16 protein-coding genes are annotated in these 20665 nt (G+C 35.4%); 10 read left to right on the forward strand and 6 right to left on the reverse strand.

Annotated elements, in window-relative coordinates:
• Positions 1 to 16 precede the first annotated feature (16 nt).
• Together IW15_RS04515 and IW15_RS04520 are read right to left on the reverse strand one after the other, a co-directional pair.
• Positions 17 to 1021, reverse strand: coding sequence for a cytochrome d ubiquinol oxidase subunit II (locus IW15_RS04515; RefSeq protein WP_034709585.1), 1005 nt, complete (start codon positions 1019 to 1021; stop codon positions 17 to 19).
• Positions 1018 to 2361 carry a cytochrome ubiquinol oxidase subunit I gene (locus IW15_RS04520; protein WP_034709868.1) on the reverse strand — a complete coding sequence of 448 codons (1344 nt, stop codon included), beginning with the start codon at positions 2359 to 2361 and terminating at the stop codon, positions 1018 to 1020. The genes IW15_RS04515 and IW15_RS04520 overlap by 4 nt, the downstream gene beginning before the upstream one ends.
• Positions 2362 to 2792: 431 nt before the next feature.
• Here IW15_RS04520 and gyrB point away from each other — a divergent pair, with 431 nt between their 5' ends.
• From gyrB to IW15_RS04545, 5 genes are all read left to right on the forward strand, one after another.
• Positions 2793 to 4727, forward strand: coding sequence for a DNA topoisomerase (ATP-hydrolyzing) subunit B (gene gyrB / locus IW15_RS04525; protein ID WP_034709586.1), 1935 nt, complete (start codon positions 2793 to 2795; stop codon positions 4725 to 4727).
• Between the two features lie 112 nt (positions 4728 to 4839).
• Positions 4840 to 6732 carry a DUF3857 domain-containing transglutaminase family protein gene (locus IW15_RS04530; protein WP_034709587.1) on the forward strand — a complete coding sequence of 631 codons (1893 nt, stop codon included), beginning with the start codon at positions 4840 to 4842 and terminating at the stop codon, positions 6730 to 6732.
• A gap of 2 nt (positions 6733 to 6734) precedes the next feature.
• Positions 6735 to 8669: a DUF3857 domain-containing protein gene (locus tag IW15_RS04535; protein WP_034709588.1), complete on the forward strand. Its 1935-nt coding sequence runs from the start codon at positions 6735 to 6737 to the stop codon at positions 8667 to 8669.
• A 102-nt stretch (positions 8670 to 8771) separates the two neighbouring features.
• The gene (locus IW15_RS04540) at positions 8772 to 9605 is read left to right on the forward strand and encodes an RsiV family protein (protein ID WP_034709589.1); all 834 of its coding nucleotides are present in this window, start codon (positions 8772 to 8774) and stop codon (positions 9603 to 9605) included.
• Positions 9606 to 9649: 44 nt separating this feature from the next.
• The gene (locus IW15_RS04545) at positions 9650 to 10501 is read left to right on the forward strand and encodes a diacylglycerol/lipid kinase family protein (RefSeq protein ID WP_034709590.1); all 852 of its coding nucleotides are present in this window, start codon (positions 9650 to 9652) and stop codon (positions 10499 to 10501) included.
• A gap of 76 nt (positions 10502 to 10577) precedes the next feature.
• Here the strand turns inward: IW15_RS04545 and IW15_RS04550 are convergent, their stop codons facing one another.
• The gene (locus IW15_RS04550) at positions 10578 to 11858 is read right to left on the reverse strand and encodes a dicarboxylate/amino acid:cation symporter (protein WP_051881754.1); all 1281 of its coding nucleotides are present in this window, start codon (positions 11856 to 11858) and stop codon (positions 10578 to 10580) included.
• Positions 11859 to 12047: 189 nt separating this feature from the next.
• Positions 12048 to 13736, reverse strand: coding sequence for a gamma-glutamyltransferase (gene ggt / locus IW15_RS04555; RefSeq protein WP_034709592.1), 1689 nt, complete (start codon positions 13734 to 13736; stop codon positions 12048 to 12050).
• 354 nt (positions 13737 to 14090) lie between these two features.
• On the opposite strand from ggt, the gene IW15_RS04560 reads away from it, so the two are divergent.
• A complete protein-coding gene (locus tag IW15_RS04560; protein ID WP_034709593.1) occupies positions 14091 to 15056 on the forward strand; it encodes an NAD-dependent epimerase/dehydratase family protein in 966 nt (321 codons plus the stop codon).
• An 84-nt stretch (positions 15057 to 15140) separates the two neighbouring features.
• On the forward strand, positions 15141 to 15893 hold the full coding sequence (locus IW15_RS04565) for a polysaccharide deacetylase family protein (RefSeq protein ID WP_034709594.1): 753 nt from the start codon (positions 15141 to 15143) through the stop codon (positions 15891 to 15893).
• Positions 15894 to 16057: 164 nt separating this feature from the next.
• Here the strand turns inward: IW15_RS04565 and IW15_RS04570 are convergent, their stop codons facing one another.
• Positions 16058 to 17263: a metallophosphoesterase gene (locus IW15_RS04570; RefSeq protein WP_034709869.1), complete on the reverse strand. Its 1206-nt coding sequence runs from the start codon at positions 17261 to 17263 to the stop codon at positions 16058 to 16060.
• A gap of 70 nt (positions 17264 to 17333) precedes the next feature.
• Positions 17334 to 18401 (reverse strand): 3-oxoacyl-ACP synthase III family protein, encoded by a 1068-nt coding sequence (locus IW15_RS04575; protein ID WP_034709595.1) that lies wholly within the window; start codon positions 18399 to 18401, stop codon positions 17334 to 17336.
• Positions 18402 to 18503: 102 nt separating this feature from the next.
• Between IW15_RS04575 and IW15_RS04580 the strand changes: the two genes are divergently transcribed.
• Genes IW15_RS04580 through porT form a run of 3 tightly spaced genes read left to right on the forward strand, consistent with a single transcriptional unit; the run spans position 18504 to position 20587 of the window.
• Positions 18504 to 19073, forward strand: coding sequence for a hypothetical protein (locus IW15_RS04580; RefSeq protein WP_034709596.1), 570 nt, complete (start codon positions 18504 to 18506; stop codon positions 19071 to 19073).
• Positions 19070 to 19801 (forward strand): bifunctional demethylmenaquinone methyltransferase/2-methoxy-6-polyprenyl-1,4-benzoquinol methylase UbiE, encoded by a 732-nt coding sequence (gene ubiE, locus IW15_RS04585; RefSeq protein ID WP_034709597.1) that lies wholly within the window; start codon positions 19070 to 19072, stop codon positions 19799 to 19801. Before IW15_RS04580 ends, ubiE begins: the two co-directional genes overlap by 4 nt.
• Positions 19802 to 19804: 3 nt before the next feature.
• On the forward strand, positions 19805 to 20587 hold the full coding sequence (porT, locus tag IW15_RS04590) for a type IX secretion/gliding motility protein PorT/SprT (RefSeq protein WP_034709598.1): 783 nt from the start codon (positions 19805 to 19807) through the stop codon (positions 20585 to 20587).
• Positions 20588 to 20665: the final 78 nt, after the last annotated feature.

The raw sequence follows: 20665 nt of genomic DNA on the forward strand, positions 1-20665 counted from the left end.
TAAAAATTATTTATTATTATTTTTTTAATTTACTGAAAGAAAACATCAGGTAAAAGAGAAAAGGCAATATAAATAGCGATCCCAGCATCAAAGCCCAGCCTAGTGCTGAAATTGTTTTCGGGGCAGCAATGTGTTCCAGCAATGAAAGATGCTGTCCGTTTCCCAATAGGATGATATCCGGATTGTGCTGATAGGTTGCAGCGACTAAGATCATAATCACCTGGAAGCCTGCCAGCGCACGTACCGGAAGTAATTTTCGGTTTTTCATTGCGCGGAAAATTAATACTAAAGCAACGGTAGCAAAGGAAATAGCCATAATACCCAATGGTTTTGAAAAGACCCAAGTTACCAAAGGAATACCAGATAAATACGCTGTTAAAAATACCAATGCTCCTGTTAAGACTACGAAGATCATAGTTTGTTTAGATTTTTTGATCATTAAGGTTAGATCCAACTTATCACGGGTTTCTCTTAATGAAAAAATTGATGCCAGATAAGCACAAAGGGCAACTGTAAATAAACCTACGGCAACACCAAACCAGTTCAGCCAGCTGAAAATATACAGGTCTAAAAATGTTTTAGCATCTGGATTGATCGACTGAGAAACAGTAGCTGCAGCAATAAGTCCTAAGAAAAAAGGTGTTAATAGACTTGCGTAGTAAAAGATTTGGGTATATAAAATCTGCCAGTCATCTTTCACGGCGTCGTAATGCCTGAATGTAAAAGCGGTTCCTCTTGCGATGATTCCCAAAAGCATCAGAACTAGAGGAATATGAAGATAGGTCGACATTGTTGTGTAAATTTCCGGAAATCCTACAAAAAGAATAACAATGGCAATAATCAGCCACATATGATTCGCTTCCCAAACGGGTGCGATGGATTCATACATAATTTCTTTTGTTTTGGGACGCGCCTTTTTAGAAGTAAAAAGTTCAACAATTCCTGCTCCGAAATCAGCTCCGCCTAAAATAAGATAAAGACACATGGAAAGCCAAAGAAAGCCTATAACAACGTAAATCATAATTCTTTGTTTTTAGTTTTAAACTGAATATCGGTAGGGTCGTAAAGTTTTGGGACCATCTTGATCTGTCTTCTCAAAAGGAAAATAATGATCAATGATAAAGAAACAAATATAGCTGTGAAAAAGTAGAAAGAATACTGAATTCCCGGCATCGGGGTAACCGCATCTATAGTCCTCATCACACCGTAGATAATCCAGGGCTGCCGGCCGACTTCAGTTACCGTCCAGCCTGCTTCCAGCGCAATATATCCAAAAGGAGTCGCGAAAAGAAATGTTTTTAGAAGCCAGTTTTTAGAAAGCCATTCTTTCCTGAATAAAAAAGCATATAAATAAACACTTCCGATGCATATCATCACAACACCAAAGAAGATCATAATTTGAAAAGAATAGTGAACTATGGCAACAGGAGGCCATTCATCTCTTGGGAAGTCATTCAGACCTTTTACTTCAGCATTGAAATCATTGCTTACCAAGAAGCTCAACACTTTTGGAATCTTAATCGCATATTTTACCTCTCCTTTTGATTCATCAGGAATACCACCAAGAATGAATGGAGCACCTTTTTCCGTTTCAAAATGGGCTTCCATCGCAGCAAGTTTAATAGGTTGTCTTTTTGCAACCGATTTAGCGGCTACATCTCCGCTTAAGGGCGCGCCAAATGCACCAATCAGTGCAAAACCGGCAGCTATTTTAAATGCCTTGGTATGAAATTCCGCATTCTTTTTACGCATTATTAAATAAGCGTGAACTCCGGCTACTACAAATCCTGTAGCACAAAATGCAGCAACAGTCATATGGAGCGCCTGTGGGAACCAGGCTTCATTAAACATAGCCTTAATAGGATCTATATTTACATACTGTCCATTAATATAATCAAACCCTGAAGGTGAATTCATCCATGCATTGGCAGCAACCACCAAAATTCCTGAGGCCAGTCCGCTTAATCCTACAAGAAATCCACAGAACCAATGGAACCATTTGTTAAATTTATCCCAGCCATACAGGAAAAAACCTATTGCAATGGCTTCAATAAAGAAAGCAGTTCCTTCTAAAGAGAAAGGCATTCCGAAAATAGGCCCGGCGTGTTTCATAAATCCCGGCCAGAGAAGTCCAAGTTCAAAGGAAAGCATGGTGCCTGAAACGGCACCGGTAGCAAAAAGGATGGCAACACCTTTGCTCCAGGCTTTTGTAAGGCCTTTATATACTTCGTTATTGGTTTTAAGGTATTTCCAGTGGGCAAAAGCCATTAAGAAGGGCATCACCATTCCTACGCAGGCGAAAATAATGTGGAAGCCAAGAGATATAGCCATCTGCGCACGCGCTGCAATGAAATCATCCATAATATCAATTTTTGGGTACATAAATTTACATATAAAATACGGATGTATAATATGATTTAATACAGTTGCTGTTTGGGAAATAGATGATAATTTAGATGCTTTTGCGCGTTAAGCTTGTTGCTTTCTACCGGAGGTCAGATTCTTTTATAGTGTCCTATGAGCTTTGCTGTTTAAATGAAAAGATAGTTTGCTGTGAAGATTCGAAAAATTGATTGAAAAGAAATAAAGGATAAGATTATCTTTTAAAGTGATAAAAAATTGATTCTGAAAAGTATAAAGTTCGTTGGTAAAAGAACCATCAATAATCATACTGGCCAAAGTCTGTTTTTTATATTTAAAACAATACTTTTTTGACACATTTTAACTTTCATAAGTCGAAAAAAATCACGATATTTGTAGGTCTTTGCATTAGGCAAATTTATTAATTTTATATGAGTCAAAAACAATATACAGCTAGTAGTATCCAGGCATTAGAAGGCATGGAACACGTTCGATTAAGACCATCTATGTACATTGGTGATGTAGGAGTAAGAGGTCTTCATCATTTGGTTTATGAGGTAGTAGATAACTCTATCGATGAGGCTTTGGCAGGGTATTGCGATACCATTTTGGTAACCATCCATGAAGGAGAGAGTATTTCTGTAAAAGATAACGGTAGAGGGATTCCTGTAGATTTTCACGAAAAAGAACAAAAATCTGCTTTAGAGGTTGTAATGACTAAAATTGGAGCAGGAGGAAAATTTGATAAGGATTCTTACAAAGTATCCGGAGGTCTTCATGGAGTTGGGGTATCGTGTGTGAACGCACTTTCCACTTTATTGGTGGCTACAGTAAGCCTTAACGGTAAATTATATCAACAAAAATATTCAGAAGGAAAAGCACTTGCAGATGTTGCTGAAATAGGAATTACCGACGAAAGAGGAACAGAAGTTTTCTTCCAACCGGATAATACAATCTTTCAGGAAACGGTTTACAACTACGATACGCTTGCCACAAGATTACGTGAACTGGCTTTCCTTAATAAAGGAATTACAATAACCCTTATTGATGAGAGAAATCCTAACGAAGACGGATCATTTCCTGCGGAAGTTTTCCATTCTGAAGGAGGACTAAAAGAGTTCGTTGAATATATTGACGGAAACAGAGAGTCTATCATGGAGAATGTGATCTTCATGGAAGCGGAAAGAGATGATATTCCGGTTGAGGTTGCTATGCGTTATAATACTTCATTCAGTGAAAATCTTCACTCTTATGTAAACAATATCAATACCCATGAAGGGGGAACTCACTTAGCAGGTTTCAGACGTGCTTTGACGAGAACTTTGAAAAAATATGCAGATGATTTAGGAATTCCTCAGAAAGAAAAAGTAGAAATTACCGGTGATGATTTCCGTGAAGGATTGACTGCTGTAATTTCTGTAAAAGTAATGGAACCTCAGTTTGAAGGTCAGACGAAAACGAAACTAGGAAACTCTGAAGTTTCAGGAGCGGTTGACAAAATTGTAGGGGAAATGCTTACCAACTTCCTTGAAGAAAACCCTAATGAAGCAAAAATTATTGTTCAGAAAGTAGTTTTAGCGGCAAAAGCAAGACAGGCAGCGAAGAAAGCTCGTGAAATGGTTCAGAGAAAATCGCCAATGGGCGGTTCCGGACTTCCCGGAAAATTATCTGACTGTTCATCAAAAAGTCCTGAAGAATCTGAATTGTTCCTTGTGGAGGGAGATTCCGCAGGTGGAACAGCAAAGCAGGGTAGAGACAGACACTTCCAGGCCATTCTTCCTTTGAGAGGTAAGATTCTGAATGTTGAGAAGTCTATGCTTCATAAAGTGTATGATAACGAAGAAATTAAAAATATTTATACAGCTCTTGGTGTTTCCGTAGGAACAGAAGAAGACAGCAAAGCATTGAATATGGCTAAACTAAGATATCATAAAGTGGTTATCATGACCGATGCTGATATTGATGGATCTCACATTTCTACCCTGATTCTTACTTTCTTCTTTAGATTTATGAAGGAGCTTATTGAAAACGGATATATTTATATTGCACAACCTCCGTTATACTTATTAAAGAAAGGTAACAAAAAAGTATATGCTTATAACGAAAAAGAACGTGAGCAGTTTACCCTGGAATTATCTCCGGATGGTAAAGGTGTTGAGGTACAGCGTTATAAAGGTCTTGGGGAAATGAACCCTGAACAGCTTTGGGAAACAACTCTAAACCCTGAACATAGAATTCTAAAGCAGGTAACCATTGACAATGCAGTAGAAGCCGACAGTGTTTTCTCTATGCTAATGGGAGATGAAGTTCCGCCAAGAAGAGAATTTATCGAGAAAAATGCTAAATATGCTAAGATTGATGCATAATTAATCTGGGAATAAATACATAAAGGCTTCAGCAATGAAGCCTTTTTTTGTGCCAAAAAAATAATTTTAACATTTGTTAAGATTTTACTATTTTTGCCTAATTTTAATATATATGATGAAAATACTTTGTATTGGGGCTTTCTCCTTAGCTTCAATATATTATGCGCAGACCTTTCCGGCTACTGCCATTCCCGAAAATTTAAAGAAAAACGCTGATGCTGTTATCCGAAGGGATTTTACGACAGTACAAATCAATAAAATTGATGAAATAAAATATCAGTACAATACCGTTACGACAGTTCTTAATAAAGATGGAGTGTCAAAAGCTATGGTCTACATTCCTTATGGAAAAGGTGATCATGTATCTGATGTAAAAGTTACAATATATGATGAATCTGGTAAAAAAGTAAAAAGCTTTTCAAAGTCTGATTTTAGTGATTTTTCGAATAATTCACAAAGCTCATTTTATTCCGATAGTAGAATTTTGGTGTTGCCGTATTCTTCTGTACAATATCCTTATACCGTAGATTTTTCATATACTACTACAAATGAAAATACTGTGTTTATTCCGGATTTTGTTCCATTCTCAACACTTAATACTTCCCTGGAAGAAGCGCAGTTTAAGGTTATTAATAAATCGGGAATAGAGCTCAGAACGAAAACGTATGCATCTCAATATAATTATGCAAATGTTCAGGAGAATAGCAGCGGAGAAGAAAAATCTTATGCTTATAAAAATGTTGCGGCTATTGATGGATTATCATTACTTCCGCAACCTGTAAAAATATTACCAAAAGTAAGTTTTTCTTTAGCTCAGTTTAATCTTGAAGGGCATAAAGGAGGTATCAACAGCTGGAAAGAATTTGGCACTTGGTATTATAATAATATTCTACAGCCTGTGTCGGTCTCCACACCGTCTATTAAAGCCGAAGTAGCATCTCTTAATCTTCAGGGCTCTACAGAAGAAAAAGTGAAAAAGCTCTACCAATATATGCAGGCAAAAACGAGATACATATTTGTAGCTTTAGGTATTGGAGGCTGGCAGCCAATGCTTCCTGATGAAGTGTACAAAAAAGGATATGGAGATTGTAAAGGCCTTACCAATTATATGAAGACATTATTGGATGAAGCAGGGATTCCTTCTTACTATTGTGTAATCAATTCAAACCCATCTCAAGTTTTATTTGATCCGGACTTCCCTAAAATGGGTGGTAACCATGCGATTTTAATGGTTCCCACTGAAAAAGGGAATATTTGGCTTGAAAATACATCCCAGCAGATTGCTTTTAATCATCTGAGTTTTTCTACTACAGATAGAAATGTGCTTGCCATTAAAAAAGATGGAATAGAATTTATTAATACACCAAGCTCTTCCGCTGAACAGAATACAGAAAAACAAATGTTGAAGGTGAAAATTAATGAAGATAATAGTATTGATGGGGAAGCACTAATGTCATTTGCCGGAAGCCAGTATGATTATAATTTTGGTTTTGTAAGTCTATCTCCAACAGAGAAAAATGAAATACTTAAAAAGAAATTTGACGTTTTGAATTTTGAAAAAATTGAAATGAAAAATTTTGTGAATGATAAGGATAATGCTATTGCCAAATTTAATGTTGATTTTAAGGCCGTTAATTTTTCAAAAAAAGCAGGCAGCAGTATGATGTTTAGAGCAGTGCCAATATATTCAAGTAATATCTATAAGAATGATGAAAACAGAGAACTTCCATTTGAAATAGGACAGGCTTTTCAGGATGAGTATGATATAGATTTCATAATTCCAAAAAATTATAAAATAGAAGAAATACCGGATGACTTTAGTCTTAATTCTGAATTTGGAGAATACACATTGAAGGTTGTGAAAAATGGAGACAATCTTAAAGTACAAAGGATTATAAAAATAAAAAAAGGAATATACACTAAGGAAAAATACAATAACTATATCAGTTTCAGGAAAAAAATAATGAACATTGATAACACAAAAATTCTAATTACGAAGATCTAACCATGAAAAAAATAATATTATTCACATGCAGCATCATAACTTTAACTGTTTTTAATGCTCAGAAACATGAATTTCTTACCCCTCCTAAATTTAATGAAGCAGATTTGTCAAAACCCAAGTCTTTGATTGATGAAAATGCTCCTGCAGAATTTTTATATAGATCCGAAAGTTTTGTAATTAGTGGTACTTCAGGTCTGCTTAGTAAAAGATATTTTTACAGAATAAAAATATACAATAAAGATAAAGCAGAAAAATGGCTTAATCTTGAAATTCCACTTTTTCAGACTGGAGGAGCTCATGAATATCTTTCTAATATGAAAGCTTCTACCTATAATCTTGAAAATGGCAAAGTAGTTTCTACAAAAATAGATAAAGACTCGAGGTATAAAAGTAAAGAAGATGAAAATATTCTGATCGCTAAATTAGCATTTCCAAATGTTAAAGACGGTTCAGTATTAGAGTATAGATATGAAATTGAATCTCCATTCTTATTTTCGGTTCCGGAAGTGACCATAGAAGATGATATTCCGTCCTTATATACTGAATATGTTCTAAATACACCTATTAATGTGTTGTATAATATAAATTATGTAGGCGCAATTACTCCAAACTATAGACTAATTGATGAAAGTCATGCAAATGATGTACAGTATAAAACTTATAAATTTGGGTTTGATAACGTGAAAAGTTTTAAAACAGAGAAATTTGTGAATAATGATAGAAATTACAGAGGTAAAATAAGTGCAGAATTGCATTCCACTACTTTTTCTGGTAATGTTCAGCAATATTCTATGTCATGGGAGCAAATGCGTAAAATGCTTTATGAAAATAAGAGTTTTGGAGGGCAATTAGAAAAGACTAAACTGGCAAAGGAAAATATGCCGGCAGATGTTTTGAATATGAAAAATGATACTGAAAAAGCGAATGCAATATTCAAATATGTAAGAGATACCTTTACATGGAATAAGAAAAGAGGTATTGGAACGGAAAATGGTTTCAAAAAACTTTTAGAAACCAAAAGTGGTAATGCCGGGGATATCAACCTTTTCTTAATCTTGATGCTGAGAGAAGCCGGATTGAAAGCTGAGCCTTTGGCTATTTCTACTGTAGATAATGGATTAATTAATATGGCATTTCCAGATGCTTCAAAATTAGATTTTGTTATTGCAGCAATAGAAAATAAAGAGGGGTACCTTTTATATGACGCGACTTCTAAGCAGTCATCATTAGATGAATTGCCTGCAAGAGACTGGAATCAATATGGTATTGTGTTTTCAAAAGAAAGTGCGAAACAAATTCAAATGGTGAATTCTAAAACAAGCTTTCGATATCTGAATGTTGACGTGAAAATTGATGACAATGGATTGATTACTGGAAATTATACTGAAAAAAATAAAGGGACATTTGCAATGCTGACAAAAGAAGGCTATGATGAAAATGCAGATAAGTACAAAAAGCAATATAAAGAAAATTTTGATGTTGATTTTACTGACATTAATTCTAAAGTATTAGATAATGGAGAATTTGAAAGCACAATGAAATTTTCTTCAGAAAACTTAATTGATAGAGTTGGAAAGAAAATAATCATCAATCCAATGTTATTTTTAAGTAAAAATTCCAATGAATTTGACCAGACTGGGGAAAGAAAGTACCGTATAGATTTTCTTACTCCATACACTAAAGTTAAAAAAGTAATATTAGAAATTCCAGAAGGGTACACTATTGAAGAAATGCCTAAAAATAAAAGAATTGTAACGGAAGATAAGGAAATAGAATATAGTTATGCGGTAGAACAGAAAGGAAATAAGCTGGAAGTAACTTCAACAACGAAAGTCGCCAGCCCGGATTATCCTAAAGAATATTATCCCGCATTTAAAAAAATATGGGAAACCGCTTCTAAAAATGAAAACCAGGTAATAAGCCTCATTAAGAAATAATTTTTGATGTAAAATGTAAACAATGTTTACATTAAAAACAGAATATTTTTAAAAACCATTCATCTTTTGAATGGTTTTTGCATATCTATACAAAATAATAATATGAAAAATACAACTGCCATTCTGGCGCTTTCCTCTTTCTTTATTTTCTCTGCGTGTAAAAAAACGGAGCAGACTAAGCAGGAAAATACAGCACAAACCGAGCAAACTGCCCAGCCCGAAAAGTTTGAAGTAGATTCTGTTAAAGTAGATGATTCCATTAAAATAGGTAAATTCTTGAGCCTTAGATATACCTCTAAGCTCCTTGTTTTTCCTGGAATAAAAGACCAAAAGCTTTTGGACAGCATTTATTTGAATAATAAAGGAAGCAGAGACTTTTCTAAAAATGGTCTTCAGGCCTATTTGGAAAAAGAAAAGAAACAATACTTCACCTCTACGGAGCAGGACACTAAAGATTTTATTTCAGATATCACCAATGCACAGACCTGGTATACAGATTCTGATATGAAGCTGGTTTCCAATACCAACGGTTATATGCATATACAATACTCTTCAAATGCGTATATCGGAGGTGCTCATGACGAATATGGCTATGTAGAAAGAGTTTTTGATCTTAAAAACAATAGAAAAGTGGAGTTGAAAGACATTACTACGATTTCTAAAAGCAAGCTTGAGCCTATTTTAATGAACAATATTAACAAGGTACCAAGTGGAACTACCGATGAAAAAGGTGAAGTGAAAAATTCAGAGATGCTTTTGGTAGATATAATTCCTGTTTCAAATAATTTTTATTTTGATGATAAAAATCTATATTTTCATTACAGTCCATATGAAATCACTGCTTTTGCCGCAGGAGATATTATCATTCCTGTTTCCTGGGCGGATTTAAAAGGTACTTTAACTCCGGAATTTAAAGAAAGAATGAAAATTAAGTAAATTATTGTTTCCCAATTACAGAAGCATTTTCTATTTTTGCGGTGATGGAAAAAGTAGCTTTTATTATTAATCCTTTTTCAGCTAAAAAGAATTATCAGCCATTTCTCAATGAATTGAGAAAAAAGGTTCAGGACCCTCTGTATTATATCTCAGAATCTATTCAGGGAACAGACGATTTTATCCAAAAACAGTTTGATAATATTGATATTTTTGTAGCGATAGGAGGGGATGGAACTATTTCTACTGTGGCAAAAAATCTTATCAGTACAGATAAAATTTTGGCAATTTTTCCGGCAGGTTCAGGAAACGGATTTTCCAATGAAACGAAATTTAGCAAAAATTTGGACGAATTGCTCGGAAAACTGACGGCTAAAAAATCCAGGAAAATTGATACATTTACGGTCAATGGAAGACTATCTATCAATGTTTCAGGGACAGGATTTGATGGTAAAGTGGTCAAGGAATTTGAAAAAACAGACCGCGGTTTTAAAAATTATATTAAGGTTTCTCTTAAAACCTTTTTTAATTACAAACCGATAAAGGTGAAGTTTTCCGAGGAGCAGTATCAGAAGTACAATGGAAGATATCTTATGCTGAATATTGCCAATACCCGCCAATTTGGAAACAATGCGTACATCGCACCCAATGCAAGCAAAAGTGATGGACTGGTAGATATGGTACTGGTGAAAAAATTTCCATTATCCTATTCCGCTCTTTTTGCCTATAGAATGTTTACTAAAAAACTGAAAGACGATGATTATGTAACGTATCTTCCTGTTTCAGAAATAGAATTTAAGGTCAATACCACAAACTGGCATCTTGATGGAGAGTTTAATAAAATAAAATCACCTGTTCATGTAAAAGTTTCCCCTGCGAGCTTAAATATTCTTATATAATAGCTTACAATTTTAAAATAATAAACCCCGGTTTCAGCTAGCTGAAACCGGGGTTTATTATTTACAGATGCTTATTTTACATCTCAAGTTTTTTCTCAATCTCGTGAGGATGATCCAGGCAAAAATGCAATTGCTCTTTATCCAGTTGCTTTTCCCAGTTGGCTACCACTACAGTAGCTACAGAATTCCCAATGACATTCGTTAAAGCACGGCATTCACTCATGAATTTATCAATTCCTAAAATCAAGGTCATGCCGGCAATAGGAATTTCAGGAACAACAGCCAGCGTTGCAGCCAGCGTAACAAATCCGGCACCTGTAACTCCGGCAGCCCCTTTTGAACTCAGCATAGCCACAAGAAGAAGCATGATCTGCTTTTCAATCGGAAGATGGATATTCAGAGCCTGTGCTATAAATAAAGAGGCCAGAGTCATGTAGATATTGGTTCCGTCCAGATTAAAAGAATAACCGGTGGGCACTACCAAACCTACGATAGCTCTTGAACAGCCGGCTTTTTCGAGCTTCTCCATCACACCAGGAAGTGCAGATTCTGAAGAGCTTGTTCCCAATACAAGTAAAAGTTCTTCTTTAAGGTAATAGATCAGTTTAAAAATATTGAACCCGTTATACCAGGCAACAGCACCTAAAACCAACACCACAAACAGGGCAGAGGTAATATAGAATGTACCTACTAAAAATAATAAGTTGATAACAGAATGCAGACCGTATTTTCCAATCGTGAAAGCCATTGCTCCGAAAGCTCCAATAGGAGCCATTTTCATCAGCATATGGACTATTTTGAATATAGGAGTTGACAAATCCTGGAGGAATTCCGTTACTCTTTTGCTTTTTTCTTTCGTTAACACTAAAGCCACTCCCATTAATACCGAAACAAGCAGTACCTGAAGGATATTTTCACCAATCAACGGACTGAATAACGTTTCAGGAATGATATTCATAATAAATCCTGTAAGCGTAGATTCGTGTGCTTTCTGCTGGTATTGGGAAACATCACCGGAAAGTGTCGCAGGATCGATGTTTAATCCGGATCCAGGCTGTAAAATATTTCCTACAATCAACCCTATGATCAAAGCTAATGTAGAAAAAGTAAAAAAGTAGATCATGGCCTTTACCGCAATTCTTCCTACTTTTTTAAGATCGGTCATATGGGCAATTCCCAAAGTAAGGGTAATGAAGATAACCGGAGCGATGATCATTTTTACCAGTTTAATGAAGCCGTCGCCCAATGGCTTCATTTTTTCTCCCAATTCAGGATAAAATCTTCCTAAACAGATACCGGCAATAATCGCGATAATAACCTGGAAGTAAAGTTGGTGGTGTATTTTTTTAGCTTTCAAATGCAATGATTTTTGATTTTTGAATGGCGAAAAATAAGAAAATTTTATCGGGATTCATGACGAAAGTCATAAAAATACATTCTCAGCTGATCCACAGCATTTTGAAAAATCTTTTATTTCTTACCACACCAATCAGTACCAAGATCACTAAAAACTAAACACCAAATACTAACAGCCATCAACCAATTATCATTCAACAGCAACAGAATCGTCACCTCTTCCGTCTGCAACAGCCTGAATATTTCCATTAGTGTCAATGACGATCATTTCTGTTTTTCCAATCAGTTTAACCTTTTCAACCACATAATTTTTGGTTTTAAGATCTGCGATCGTTGATTCCGGGAAATTGTTTTCTACCGTTACAGTTTCCGGAAGCCACTGATGGTGGAATTTAGGAGCATTCACGGAAATATTGGCATTTAACTTAAAGTCCACAATGTCTACGATAGACTGATATACCGAAGTCGGAATTGTAGTTCCACCTGGAGTTCCCACTACCATAAAGGGTTTTCCATCTTTTAGTAAAATAGTAGGGGTCATCGAAGAAAGCATTCTTTTATTAGGCTGAATTGAATTCGCTTCACCACCTACAGCCCCAAACATATTAGGAACTCCAGGTTTTATAGAGAAATCATCCATTTCATTATTTAAAAAGAATCCGGCTCCCGAAACCATTACTTTGCTTCCGTAATATCCATTTAATGTGGTGGTTACCGATGCTGCGTTTCCTTCCTTATCAATTACAGAAATATGGGTGGTTTCAGTGGATTCTTTAGGCTGATTAATGATTTTTCCTACTTCCGAACTGGGCGTTGCTTTATTGAAGCTGAAACTTTTCCATCTTCCTTTAAGATATTCATCAGAAATTAGATAATTGGTTTTGTCCGTGATAAAATCCGGATCGCCCATATATTCCGCCCGGTCAGCATAAGCTCTTCGTTCTGCTTCTACCATAATCTGTACAGCCGGAGTAGAATTCTGCTGGTATTTTTCAAGATTTTCAAAGCTCGCCATTCTGAGCATTTGAGCTAAAAGAACACCGCCGCTGGAGGGTAGAGGCATGGAAACTACCTTATTTCCTTTATAATCAAATTCCAGTGCTTTTCTTTCGGCAACTTTATAATTTTTTAAATCTTCAATGGTGATGATTCCATTTCCTCTTTTCATTTCAGCTACCAAAAGAGCAGCTGTTTTTCCTTCATAAAAACCTTTTGCTCCTAATTTCTGAATAAGCTTCAGTGTTTCTGCCAGTTCTTTTTGAACCAGAATATCACCTGCTTTCCAGGGCGTATTTTTTACGAAAATTATAGAAGATGAATTATGTTTCTGGAAGCTTTCTTTATGGGTATTAAGCATATCAGCTTCTTTTTCTGTAATAGCAAAGCCTTGTTCGGCCAGATCAATAGCAGGCTGGATAATTTTATCCATAGGAAGCTTACCATATTTCAGAGTAGCAAAAAAACCGGCGATACTTCCCGGAATTCCTACTGCTAATCTTCCGTTTTGAGATAAATCGGTATTGGCTTTCCCTGTTTTATCAATGTACATATCCCGGGAAGCTTTTTTAGGAGCCGTTTCCCGGTAATCCAGCGTAAATTTCTCACCGTTATTTTTTACTCCCACCAAAAAACCGCCGCCGCCTATATTTCCGGCCTGAGGATACACAACTGCCAGGGCATATTGTGTGGCAATAATAGCATCATATGCATTACCGCCCATTTTTAACACTTTTGCTCCAGCTTCACTCGCCAAAGGATGTGCAGAGACTACAACCCCTTTGTTTTTTACTTTAACTTCCTTTACGATGTTGATATCGGTGAACTGAGCCCAGTAAAAATTTCCGGCTAAAAGTACGGTAGCAATAAAAATCTTTTTCATACCATTGAGTTTAAAGAACAAAAGTATATATTTTTTTAATGAGAACCATTGCTGTCGCCATGAAACGTGTATTCTTCCTTTTTTATCCAGGTTATATTTTATATGATTTTTATGAATTTATACAATTATATTACTGGTATAACAGCCTTTTTATTGATATAATGAGTGACTTTTATAGTAAATGTTATTTTTTTAAAAGTATAACTGATGAAAAATTATCAGAGAGATCCTTTTTTAAAGTCTTATTTTAATTTCCTTTTCACATTAAAAATAGTGGTATTTTTTAAATGAACCTTTTTTTATTATGATTAGCATGATTTTTTTACTTTTGTACAATTCTAAAAAAAGTATAAAATGGAATCCTATACGGAAAAAATATTGATTACGGGTGCCCTGGGACAGATCGGTACCGAACTTACGAACAGACTTGTTGAAATCCACGGAGCCGAAAATGTAGTAGCTTCAGGATTGGATAGATGGCAGAAAGGAATTACTTCTGCCGGATATTACGAAAGAATGGATGTTACCAATACCCAATTGGTAAAACAGGTGATTAAAGACTATGAAATTACAACAGTCTACCACTTAGCATCTCTTCTGTCAGGAACATCAGAAAAGCAGCCTATTTTCGCATGGAAATTAAACCTGGAGCCATTGCTTCACTTTTGTGAATTGGCTAAAGAAGGTTTGCTTAAAAAGATTTTCTGGCCAAGTTCAATCGCAGTTTTTGGAAAAGGAATTCCCAAAGAAAATGTAGCTCAGGATGTTGTTTTAAATCCTACTACAGTGTATGGGATTTCTAAAATGGCAGGTGAAAAATGGTGCGAATATTATTTTGATAAGCATGGAGTAGATGTGCGAAGCATCAGGTATCCCGGATTGATTTCATGGAAAACTCCAGCGGGTGGAGGAACTACCGACTATGCTGTAGAGATTTTTTACGAAGCTGTTGAAGAAGGAAAGTATACCAGTTTCATTTCAGAAAATACAGCAATGCCGATGTTGTATATGGATGATGCCATCAATGCAACATTGAAATTAATGGAAGCTCCAAAAGAAAGTCTAACGATCCGTTCGTCTTATAATTTGGGTGGAATGTCTTTCACTCCAAAAGAACTGGCGGAAGAAATCAAGAAAGAAATTCCGGATTTTAAGATTGATTATAAACCAGATTTCAGACAGGCTATTGCAGATTCTTGGCCGTCATCCATTGATGATTCCATTGCTAAAAAAGACTGGGGACTGACATACGATTTTGGAATTTCCGAAATGTCTAAGGACATGATCAAGAATTTAAAAGTTAAATTAGAGAAAAATTAATTATTTAAAGTTTTAGTTTAAATAAAAACACTTTTAACGTCTGATTTAATGTAGTTTATAAATTTTATATAGAAAATAGTTTATATGGTATTATTCACTTTTAATGTAATAAATATTGAGGCTAAGGCCAAAAATGGTGTTCAGATCTCTGATGTTGAAAGACTGAAAATTACAGAAGATAATACAAAAGCTATTCTCAGAACTTTAGATATTCATGACAATAAAGCGAGCTTTTTTATTGAGATTTCTCTCACTGAAAAACTCCAAAATCTTATAAAAGCAATTTCATCCCAAGGGCATGAAATTGCTTTTTATAATAAAGACTCAAATCTTCGGGAAATTGAAGAAGCTAAAAAAAAGACGGAAGAATTTTTAGAAAAACAAATAAGAGGAATTCGTCAGAAAGATATCCGGCTTCGTCAGGAAGATTTAAAAATGTTGGAATTCAATTATGTTTCCAATATTGATAATGCGGAAATTCTTTTTCCCTTCAAACGCTTACAAAGAAACACAGAGATCACTGAAGAAGACGGATTGAGTATTGTTCCGGAAAGTATCTCTCCTTACAGCCAGTTACCGTATAATGATTTTGTATTCCAGGTTCTGCCGATGAAATACTACAAGAATATGGTGTTCGAAACATTGAAGAATGATGATTTCGTTCTGATCTATCTGAACTCGTGGCAGTTTACTGATTTTAAAAAGTACCCGTTTGAAATTCCTTTCTACAGAAGCTTATTTTCAGGCAAAAAAATGGAGGACAAATTAGATGCCCTCCTTAGCTGGATCAACGAGAAGGAGATGGCTACTTCCCGTATGAAAGATTATATTTTTTAATTTTCTTCTCTCTCAGATTAACAGGTTTACACAGATGTTTGTTTTCTTTTTAGATTAATTATTTGAAAGAAATCTGCTTAATCAGTGAAATCTGCGAGAAATAATTTAAACAAAAATTCCACAAATATTTCCATGAATTAAAAAATATCCGAGGGAGAAAAATATTAAGCCAATTCAAAAAGCGTAATTTCCGGTAAAACCCCAACTCTTCCAGGGTACCCTAATACACCAAAACCTCTGTTTACATAAAGCATTTTACCTTCACTTTCGTATAAATCAGCCCATTTCGGGTAACGATATTGTACAGGTGACCATTTTATGTTTTTTAAATCTAAACCAAACTGCATTCCATGTGTGTGGCCGGATAGTGTTAAATGAACGTCGATTGGGTGTTTTTTAACCACGTAATCAAAATGGGTAGGGTCATGGCTCATTAATATCTTTGTTGCTGATTCCGGGACTCCTTTCAAAGCGTCATCCAGTTTTCCAAATTGTGGAAAGGGTTTTAATCCCCAGTTTTCAACGCCTAGAATATAAATTTTTTCACCGTTTTTCTCAATTACTCTATGTTCATTTCGAAGCATATCAAAACCTGCCTGTTTTTCATAATCGATAAGTGTATCCAGATTTTTCTTTTTTGCATCAAGTGAAGTCCATGTCACATAATCTGCGTAATCATGGTTTCCCAGTACCGCAAATTTCCCATCTTTAGCTTTGATCTTTGAAAATAAAGGAATAAACGGTTTGAATTCATCCGCAATATTATTCACCATATCTCCTGTGAATAGAACCAAATCAGGGTTTTGTTCATTAATTAGATCAATGGCATGTTCCAGTTTACTTGGGTCTGAGAAACTTCCGCTGTGGACGTCTGAGATTTGTATGATTTTATAGCCTTTAAAGCTTTTCGGAAGATTGGTGAAATTTATTCTCACTCTTCTTACTTTATGACGGTATTTCCCAAAAGTGATTCCATCAATAAATAATGCAGAAAGTACACCTCCTAAACCAAGCCCCATGATGTTTAAAAACTTTCTTCTTTCCGGGAAAAAGTTCTCGGTTGGCCTCGTTAGTCCGATTAAATACCCTCCCGTTCTGAAAATATCATCAATCAACAAAAACAGAACGATGAAAATTTTAGGTAAAATAAAAACTAAAAATAGAGAGATCATAATCTGAGCCCTCACAGTGCTTCTGTCTGATCTTTGGAAGTGGGAAACTTCGTAAGCGAAAAAGCCGTAAACCGCCAAAGATAAAATCCAATATCCGGCTCTTATCCAGGAGTTATCCGTTAATGTTCTTATTGCCTGATAGATATACGCTTCTAGAAATAAGAAGACTGCAGCAATAAGTAAAAAATTTCTTTGCATAATAATGTTTAAAAAAAGCACAAAGAATAATTCCCTGTGCTTTTTATATTTTTTGTTAATTAAAATATTTTTAAGGAAATCTGTAAACGATAGCATTGATATTCATTCCGGCACCTACCGAAGTCATCACAATGTTACCTTTATCTTTAAACGATTGACCTGCCATTTTTCCTTTAATTATTAAATCAAACATGGTAGGAATAGTCGCTACAGAAGAATTTCCAAATTCCTGAATCGTCATTGGTGAGATTGAATGATCATAGTCCTTCACATCATAAAGTCTATGAAGTCTCTCAATCATTGCATAATCCATTTTAGCATTAGCCTGGTGGATCAATATTTTATTGATATCCTGAATCGAAAGATCAGCATCTTCAATGGTTTCTTTTATGGCTACAGGTACGTTTTTAAGGGCGTACTCATAGATTTTTCTTCCCTGCATTCTTACAAAAAGACGTTTCTGATCGGCATCTGCATTGATGGAAGATGCATTTTCCAGGTAACACAATTCCGGACCGTTGTCGCAGATTGTATTATGGGCAATAATTCCTACATTCTCTTCGTCAGTAGCTTTTACTACGACTGCACCTGCACCGTCAGCAAAGATCATTCTGTTTCTGTCATGCGGATCTGTAACGCGGCTTAATGTTTCAGCACCAATCACAAGGATTGTTTTAGCTGCTTTAGCTTTAATCAGGTTGTCGGCTAAAATCATAGCCTCTACCCAGCCCGGGCAACCGAAAATCATATCATAGGTGATGCATTTTCTGTTTTTGATTCCAAGCTTATTTTTTACCCTCGCTGCCATATTGGGCATGAAGTTTACATATCCGTCTATCGTAACCTCTCCGAAATTACTGGCATAAATAATATAATCCAGTTCCTCTCCGTCTACCTTTGCATCTTCAATAGCAATTTTGGCAGCTTCGTAACCGATTTGCGAGTTGGAAAGATCGTCTTCTATGAACCTTCTGTTCTCTATCTCTGTAATTTCCACGAATTTTGAAATAATTTCTTCAGCAGGCTTTTCGATTTTCACGCCATCTTCTGTGTAGAACTCAGAATTCATGAAAAAGTCTCTACCAATAACTCTATTAGGAATATAGGATCCAGAACCAATAATGATTGTATTCGGCATTCGTTTATTTGATTTTTTTTAAAGACGCAAAGTTAATAATTAATATTAATAACGAAAAATTAAAAATATTATTAAATTTGCAAAACTTGTATTGTACAACCTATGAAAAATAATCCGTCCTTAAAAGGCTTACTTGTTGCTGTTGTGGTGTTTATCGCTGCCTTTGGGATCTACTTCCTTTTTTTAGCAAAGAAAAATTATTTCCTGGTAGACAACCCTACACCCAATACGTACTATTATAAGATTAATAATGGCTCTGAGGGCATTATTTCAGCAGGCCAGTATGTGCATGTAGACCTGAAACAGGGAAAAAATTCCATTAAAGTTTTTGACCAGAATAAGAAAATGCTGTATGATTCTGCATTTGAAGTGAATAAAATCCGCGGACTTTTAAACATTGCCCATCAGGATTATTATGTTAACCGCCAATATTATGGGTATAATCTTAAAAAAGATTCATTACTTTTGAACCTTGATAAAACCGTCATTGACGGGAAGGAATATTTTGGAGGGGCAAAACGCTTCAATAAACTCTACACTGAAGATTTTTACTATAATGTAGATGAAGATTATGACAAGCTTATCAAGAATATACAGCAGGTAGAATCAAGATCCAAGATTTTCAGAAAACAAGATTACCTTAATTATTATAAAGAATATTATAAGTTTTGACAAAAGATATCAACCAAGTAACTCCCTACAATTCTGAAGCTCCCAAGAAGAGCCAGGTAGAGGATATGTTCGACAACATTGCACCCAAATATGACCTTTTAAATCATGTTTTATCCATGAAAATTGATGTTTTGTGGAGAAATACGCTGGTCAAATGGATGAAAAATGACAACCCTCAAGAAGTGCTGGATGTGGCTACAGGAACGGGGGATCTGGCCATCACAATTGAAAAAGGAACCAATGCAAAAGTAATTGGTTTAGATTTATCGCAACAAATGTTAAATGTTGGCGTTATTAAAATAAAAAAACTTAATTTAGACGGCAAAATTTCCATGCAAAAGGGGGATGCGGAGAATTTACCTTTTGAGGAAAATAGATTTGATGCTGTGTCCGTTGCATTTGGAGTGAGGAATTTTGAAAATCTTAGAAAAGGTTTAGCAGAGTTAAGAAGAGTAGTTAAAGATAACAAGAGTGTTTACATACTGGAGTTTTCAAAGGTTGAGGGGTTTTTAGGACCATTTTATATGTTTTATTTCAAAAACGTATTACCTGCCATCGGCAGATTGATCTCTAAAGATAATAGGGCATACACATATCTTCCGGATTCTGTAAATGCATTTCCTTTCGGGGAGAAGATGAAACAAATTCTTTTGGATACAGGATTTAAGAAAGTTGAATATAAAAAACTAAGTTTAGGTATAGCCACAATTTATAAAGCAACAAAGTAACCTATGAATAAATTTTTATTAAAAGCACTGGTTTTAGCCTCAGTAAATATTGCCATTTTTGCAGATGCGCAATTCAGAACCCGAAACAGAATGGATAAGTTGGAAGATTTCGACGAACAGACATTCAGTTGGGGTTTTTATTTGAACGGCAATAAACTAGACTATCGTATTGTCTTAAACCCGAGATACGGTATGAATGGTAACCAGAATCTTGTTACATCCAAAGAAAGCTACAGTTTTGGTGCCGGACTTATCGGTAAGTGGAGACTGAGCGACTATCTGGATCTAAGAATGGAACCAGGCTTACAATTTGCTCAGAGGCAATTGACTTTTAATACACAGTCGAATGATCAGTACGCGGCTGGAACTTTGACCAATCCTGCTTTTATCCCAATTCCGTTAACGGACAAAGACAGAGTAAGAGAAATCAAATCTACTCTGGTAGACATTCCTGTATTATTAGAACTTCATGGTCAGAGATGGTACAACTCACGACCATATGTGGCAGCAGGGGTGAACTATATTGTTAATCTTCAGTCGAATTCAGACTCTACTGATGATAACATGCAGCAGGTTTTCAGGTCTACTACGCATAATTTTGCATGGTCTGCTGAAATGGGAATCCAGTTATATTTCAATAAATTTAAACTGACCCCAGCCATCAGAGGAACATTCTTTATGAACAACGAAAAAGTGGCAGATAATGCAACAACGCCTCCTTATTGGACGTCTGCAGTATCTACATTACAGACCAGAGCTGTATTTTTTATGTTAAAATTTGAATAAAAAATAGGACTTAAAATATAAAGGAGGTGCTTTTGCACCTCCTTTTTTGTATAGATACTAAAATATAGAGCGTTTTAT

This window comes from Chryseobacterium soli, from assembly GCF_000737705.1.
Lineage (GTDB): Bacteria > Bacteroidota > Bacteroidia > Flavobacteriales > Weeksellaceae > Chryseobacterium > Chryseobacterium soli.

Excerpts from the sequence above, each read along its gene's own strand:
- IW15_RS04575 (WP_034709595.1), bottom strand. The coding sequence starts at position 18,401 with ATGCCGAATACAATCATTATTGGTTCTGGATCCTATATTCCTAATAGA.
- IW15_RS04560 (WP_034709593.1), top strand. The coding sequence starts at position 14,091 with ATGGAATCCTATACGGAAAAAATATTGATTACGGGTGCCCTGGGACAG.
- IW15_RS04570 (WP_034709869.1), bottom strand. The coding sequence starts at position 17,263 with ATGCAAAGAAATTTTTTACTTATTGCTGCAGTCTTCTTATTTCTAGAA.
- IW15_RS04565 (WP_034709594.1), top strand. The coding sequence starts at position 15,141 with ATGGTATTATTCACTTTTAATGTAATAAATATTGAGGCTAAGGCCAAA.
- IW15_RS04515 (WP_034709585.1), bottom strand. The coding sequence starts at position 1,021 with ATGATTTACGTTGTTATAGGCTTTCTTTGGCTTTCCATGTGTCTTTAT.
- gyrB (WP_034709586.1), top strand. The coding sequence starts at position 2,793 with ATGAGTCAAAAACAATATACAGCTAGTAGTATCCAGGCATTAGAAGGC.
- IW15_RS04535 (WP_034709588.1), top strand. The coding sequence starts at position 6,735 with ATGAAAAAAATAATATTATTCACATGCAGCATCATAACTTTAACTGTT.
- IW15_RS04540 (WP_034709589.1), top strand. The coding sequence starts at position 8,772 with ATGAAAAATACAACTGCCATTCTGGCGCTTTCCTCTTTCTTTATTTTC.
- IW15_RS04530 (WP_034709587.1), top strand. The coding sequence starts at position 4,840 with ATGATGAAAATACTTTGTATTGGGGCTTTCTCCTTAGCTTCAATATAT.
- IW15_RS04580 (WP_034709596.1), top strand. The coding sequence starts at position 18,504 with ATGAAAAATAATCCGTCCTTAAAAGGCTTACTTGTTGCTGTTGTGGTG.
- IW15_RS04545 (WP_034709590.1), top strand. The coding sequence starts at position 9,650 with ATGGAAAAAGTAGCTTTTATTATTAATCCTTTTTCAGCTAAAAAGAAT.
- IW15_RS04520 (WP_034709868.1), bottom strand. The coding sequence starts at position 2,361 with ATGGATGATTTCATTGCAGCGCGTGCGCAGATGGCTATATCTCTTGGC.
- porT (WP_034709598.1), top strand. The coding sequence starts at position 19,805 with ATGAATAAATTTTTATTAAAAGCACTGGTTTTAGCCTCAGTAAATATT.
- ggt (WP_034709592.1), bottom strand. The coding sequence starts at position 13,736 with ATGAAAAAGATTTTTATTGCTACCGTACTTTTAGCCGGAAATTTTTAC.